Raw genomic sequence first — 4741 nt, 5'->3', positions numbered from 1 at the left:
CGCCCGGCCGCCGCGGCGTCCAGCGCCGCCGGCACCGTGTCCACCGCCAGCGCGGCGCGCGGCGCCGGCGGCGGCAGGCCCAGCGCGGCATGCCAGTTCGCCCAGCCCTCCGGCCGGGCCGAGACATGGATCAGCGTGGCGCCCGCCAGGTCCGCCGGCGTTGCCAGCCGCGCCGCCATCTCCGGCGCGCAGACCGGCACGGCGCGCAGGTCCAGCAGCCGGCGCGTCGCCAGCGCCGGGTCGCGCCGCGGCAGGTTGCGGATGGCAATGTCCGCCTCGCCGCGCGCCAGGTCGGCCACCGCATGGCGGCCGTCCAGGCTGAGCGTGACGCGCAGGCCGAGGCGGGCGGCCCGCGTCTCGAACCCGCCGAGCCGGGGAATCAGCCAGGCGCTGGTGAAAAGCGGCAGGGCGCTGACGCGCAGCACCGTCTCGGCCTCCGCGGCGCGCAGCTCCTCCACCGCCGCGGCGATGCGGGCCAGGCCCTCGGCGAGGCCGGCTGCCAGCCTCGCCCCAGCGGGGGTGAGGCGCAGCTGCCGCGGCGTGCGGAGGAAGAGCACGGTGCCCAGCGCATCCTCCAGCGCCCGCAGCTGGTGGCTGACGGCGGAGGGCGTGACGCCGAGCTCCGCCGCGGCGAGCGTCAGGCTCTCATGCCGTGCCGCCGCCTCGAAGGCGCGCAGGGTGGCGAGGGGCGGCAGGGGCGGCGGCATGGGGATAGTTGAGCACGGCTCATCCATGCCGAGGAGGTCTCATGCGCCGCCGCCGGGCGGCCGGGCGCAGGATGGCGGCGCATCAGGGACAGGGAGCGATGCGATGCGCAGGCGGTTGCTGTTGGGGGTTGGGGCCGCGGGGCTGATGGTGCCGGCGGCGCAGGCGGCGTGCGAACCGCCGGGGCATGCGGCGCTGCTGGCGCGCTATGTCGCGCTGAAGAATGCGCGTGACGCGACCCGCTGCGGCGAGATCGCGCGGGTGGATTATGTCGAGCATTCCGGCCGCAGCCCGTCCGGGCTGGCCGCGCTCGCGGCGAACTGGCAGGCGCAGTTCGAGGCGATACCCGACCTGCGCGTCACGCTGGACGACCAGGTGATCGGCGGCGACCGGGTGGCGGCGCGGATGACCTATGCCGGCACGCATACGCGGCCCTTGCCCGGCTTCGCGCGCCCGACCGGCCGGGCCTTCAGCTTCGCCACCTTCGACCTGTGGCGGGTGCAGGGCGGCCTGTTCGCCGAGCACTGGGACCTGGTGGACTTTGCCGGGCTGGCACGCCAGCTGAACGGCTGAGCCTCAGGTCTCCACAGGCCTTTCGGCCCGATGGGACACCCCGTGACGATGCCGCGCATCGCCACGGGGACGCCGCGTCGGTGGCGAGGGCCCGGGCGGGGCAGGCCCCCCCCGCGGTGGTTCAGCCGATCGCGCCCTGCTCGCGCAGCGCGGCGATCTCCGCCTCGGCGAAGCCTGCATCCGTCAGCACGGCGTCGGTATCCTCGCCCCGCAGCGGCGGCGTCCTGCCGGCCATGACGGGCGTGGCGGAGAAGCGCGGCGCCGGCGCCGGCTGCACGACGCCGTCGCGCGCCAGGAAGGTGCCGCGCGCGGCGTTGTGCGGGTGGTTCGGCGCTTCCTCCATGTCCAGCACCGGCGCGACGCAGGCATCGGTGCCTTCCAGCAGCGCGCACCAGTCGTCGCGCGTGCGCGTCCGGAAGATCGCCGTCAGCCTTGCCTTCAGCGCCGGCCAGGCGGCGGGGTCCATCCGGTCGGGGAAATCCTTCGCGTCCAGGCCCAGCTTCTGGCAGAGCAGGGCGAAGAATTGCGGCTCGATCGGCCCGACCGAGAGGAAGCGGCCATCGGCGCATTCATAGGTGTCGTACCAGGGCGCCGCGCCGTCCAGCATGTTGGCGCCGCGCTCGTTGCCCCAGCGGCCGCGCGCCTTCATGGCGTAGATCGGCGCCATCAGCAGGGCGGCGCCGTCCACCATGGCGGCGTCCACCACCTGGCCCTGGCCGGTGCCCCGCGCATGCAGCAGCCCGGCCAGCAGGCCCATGGCCAGCAGCATGCCGCCGCCGCCATAATCGCCGACGAGGTTCAGCGGCGGCACCGGCCGTTCCCCCGGCCGGCCGATGGACCAGAGCGCGCCGGTCAGCGCGATGTAGTTCATGTCGTGGCCGGCGGCCTGGGCCAGCGGCCCCTCCTGCCCCCAGCCGGTCATCCGGCCATAGACCAGGCGCGGGTTGCGGCCGAGGCAGGTCTCGGGCCCGAGGCCGAGGCGTTCCATGACGCCGGGGCGGAAGCCCTCGATCAGCGCATCGGCCCGCTCGACCAGGCGCAGCGCGGCCTCGACCGCCGCGGGCGACTTCAGGTCGAGCGTGACGGAGCGCCGGCCGCGGCCGGTGAAATCCTCCCGCGCGCCGGGCGGCCCGTCCTTGCGGTCGATCCGCAGCACCTCGGCGCCGAGGTCGGCCAGCACCATGCCGCAGAACGGGCCGGGCCCGATGCCAGCAAACTCGATGATGCGCAGGCCCTGCAACGGTCCCATGGGCGTCCTCCTTGTTGCGGCGAGCCTAGAGCGGATCGCGGCACAGGGCGAAGGCCGCGCTGCGCGGCGTTCTCCGAGGATCGCGGGCGGCAGCGGCGTGGTGCCTGTCCTGCCGGCACGCCACTGCGGAGCATCAGGTTGCCTGGCGCGGCCCGTCACCCAGGACCTGCGGCGTTCCGGCATCTCGGCCGCCCGCAGCTTCGACAAGGGCCGGGGCCAAGCCTTGCGATGCGGCAGCCTGGCGGCGGAGCGTCACCAGAATCCCTTGGCGTGCCGGCCTCGCGCCAGGACTCGGTGCCACCCGGGCGGCACCATCCGGTGCCGGTCGGCGAACCCACTTGGCGGCCTGCCGGTCCTGCCCGGAAAGGCGTGCAGCGCCACGGGTGCGCTCCCTGCCTGCCGATGCCGGTCGACATCGGCAGGCAGGCTGGCAACGTGGAAACCCGGGACGACCCGCGGACCGCGCCGCGGGACCGTCCGGGTCCGGCTACCGGTCCTGCGGCGCGTCGTCGCGAGGCGCCGCGGCAGCCTCCGGCATGGTGGCCTGGGATGTCCGGCTGCCGGCCCTCTGCTGGCCGCCCAGGCGTCCCGCCTCGCTTGCCTTGCCGCGGTCATTGGCGAAGTTGGCCGGGTTGTTCTGCCGGCCCTGATGCGTGCCGCCGATATGGCCGGCCTGCCGCGCCTTCGCCGGGTCATTCGCGAAGTTGGCCGGGTTGTTCGCCTTGCCCTGCTGCCGGCCGCCGAGATGCCCGGCCTCCTTCGCCCGGTTCGGATTGTTGGCGAAATTGCCCGGATTGTTGGCCGCGCCCTGGCGCGACCCGCCGACCTGGCCGGCGCGGGACGCCTTTTCCCGGTTGTTGGCGAAATTGCCCGGATTGCTGTTCCGGCTCCCGGCCTGCGGCATGTCGCCGCTGGAACCCGCCATGAAACTATCCTTCCTGCTTGTCGGGATTGGCCGGCCGCGCGGGCGACCGGCGCCGACCCAACGCGGCTGCATGGGGTGGGATGCGTCGGCGCTTCCCCTCTCGGTTGGCAGATGCGCCGCCGGATCATCCCGCCGGCGGCACTGCACGCGCGCCTCGGCCGGCCGAGCCGGCCTCCGGGATCACGCCTGGGGCGGCGGCATCTCGCGGTTCGGCGGCGGGTTCTGCACCGGCAATTCCGGGCCGGGCGTCGGCGCCGGCGGCAACGGGCTGGGGCCCGGCGCCGGGCTGTCGGGGCCGGGCGGCATCGGCGGGATCTCGGGCCCCGGCGTGGTGGGCGGCAGCATCGGGTCGGACGGGCTCATGATGCGGTGGTCCTGGCTGTTGAACCGGTCGCAACGCCAGGGCGGCGCCGCCGTTGCGGCCGGCGTGTCCCGGCGCACAGCCCGCGCCGGTCGCCCCTACACAGCGGGGGACGCCATCCCTATCGTTTCCGCAACGCCGGGCGGCGGGCGGAGAGACGCAGGCGATGCGGACAGCGGAGGAGGCGGGCGGCGGCTGCCCTGGCTGCGGCGCGCCGGCCGCGCCCCGGGCCCGCTTCTGCACCGAATGCGGCCATCGGCTGGAAGCCTCCGGTCCCGGCCCGCGGCGCGAATTGCGGCCGATGACCGCGCTGTTCTGCGGCATTCCCGACACCACCGCCCACACGCTCCGGCCCGACGGCGTCGAGGAGCAGGGGGAACGGCTGGCGGCGCTATTGCATGTCGTGACCCGGGTGGCGGAGCGGCATGGCGCCGGGCTGGTCCGCTTCCTTGGCGACGGCGTGCTGGTGCAGTTCGGCTGGCCGGCGGCGCAGGAGGACGACACGCCGCGCGCCGCCGCCGCCGCGCTGGCGATCCGCGACGCGGTGGCGGCGGAGATCCGGGTCGGCGGCGCGCCGCTGCGCATCCGGGCCGGGCTGGCTGCCGGCCTCGTCATGGTCACCGACCCCGCCGGCACCGGCGACCCACGCCAGCTGACCATCCTGGGGGAGGCGCTGAACCTCGCCGCCCGGCTGGAGGCGATGGCGCCGGCCGGCGTGGTGCTGGTCTCGGCCAGCGTGGCCGCGCAACTGGCGGGGCGCTTCGCCCTGCACGCCCGCGGCCAGCAGCGGATCCGCGGCTGGGCGGAGCCGGTGCCGGTGGCCGAGTTGCTCGCGCCGCTGGCGGAAGGCGAGGCGGAGGAGGCTGGCGCGGCCGCCTGCGGTGCGGCGCGCGCGCCGCTGCTCGGCCGCGACGCGCCGCTCGCCGGG

At 75.7% G+C, this 4741-nt stretch carries 6 protein-coding genes; 2 read left to right on the top strand and 4 right to left on the bottom strand.

Translation table 11 applies throughout. From position 1 onward, the window contains the following. On the bottom strand, positions 1-707 hold a 707-nt coding region (locus E2C05_RS28785), incomplete at its 3' end, for a LysR family transcriptional regulator (protein ID WP_205083156.1). A gap of 103 nt (positions 708-810) precedes the next feature. Here E2C05_RS28785 and E2C05_RS28780 point away from each other — a divergent pair. Next, positions 811-1278, top strand: a complete 468-nt coding sequence (locus tag E2C05_RS28780; protein WP_158292438.1) for an ester cyclase — start codon at positions 811-813, stop codon at positions 1276-1278. Between the two features lie 121 nt (positions 1279-1399). Here the strand turns inward: E2C05_RS28780 and E2C05_RS28775 are convergent, their stop codons facing one another. From E2C05_RS28775 to E2C05_RS28765, 3 genes are all read right to left on the bottom strand, one after another. Then, positions 1400-2527 (bottom strand): CaiB/BaiF CoA transferase family protein, encoded by a 1128-nt coding sequence (locus E2C05_RS28775; RefSeq protein ID WP_133223063.1) that lies wholly within the window; start codon positions 2525-2527, stop codon positions 1400-1402. Positions 2528-3014: 487 nt separating this feature from the next. Further along, positions 3015-3452, bottom strand: a complete 438-nt coding sequence (locus E2C05_RS28770; RefSeq protein ID WP_240046934.1) for a con-10 family general stress protein — start codon at positions 3450-3452, stop codon at positions 3015-3017. A gap of 180 nt (positions 3453-3632) precedes the next feature. Beyond that, positions 3633-3815, bottom strand: coding sequence for a hypothetical protein (locus E2C05_RS28765; RefSeq protein WP_133223062.1), 183 nt, complete (start codon positions 3813-3815; stop codon positions 3633-3635). A gap of 164 nt (positions 3816-3979) precedes the next feature. Here E2C05_RS28765 and E2C05_RS28760 point away from each other — a divergent pair. Then, positions 3980-4741, top strand: a 762-nt coding sequence (locus E2C05_RS28760; RefSeq protein WP_133223061.1) for an adenylate/guanylate cyclase domain-containing protein, incomplete at its 3' end; no start/stop codon positions are given.

It is taken from the genome of Paracraurococcus ruber, from assembly GCF_004353985.1.
Lineage (GTDB): Bacteria > Pseudomonadota > Alphaproteobacteria > Acetobacterales > Acetobacteraceae > Paracraurococcus > Paracraurococcus ruber.
The sequence above is the reverse complement of the archived record's forward strand: the minus strand, read 5'-3'. Positions and strand labels throughout refer to the sequence as shown.

What these genes read in the sequence shown, in the direction of transcription:
- E2C05_RS28775 (WP_133223063.1), bottom strand. Translation starts at nt 2,527, where the DNA reads ATGGGACCGTTGCAGGGCCTGCGCATCATCGAGTTTGCTGGCATCGGG.
- E2C05_RS28765 (WP_133223062.1), bottom strand. Translation starts at nt 3,815, where the DNA reads ATGAGCCCGTCCGACCCGATGCTGCCGCCCACCACGCCGGGGCCCGAG.
- E2C05_RS28770 (WP_240046934.1), bottom strand. Translation starts at nt 3,452, where the DNA reads ATGGCGGGTTCCAGCGGCGACATGCCGCAGGCCGGGAGCCGGAACAGC.
- E2C05_RS28780 (WP_158292438.1), top strand. Translation starts at nt 811, where the DNA reads ATGCGCAGGCGGTTGCTGTTGGGGGTTGGGGCCGCGGGGCTGATGGTG.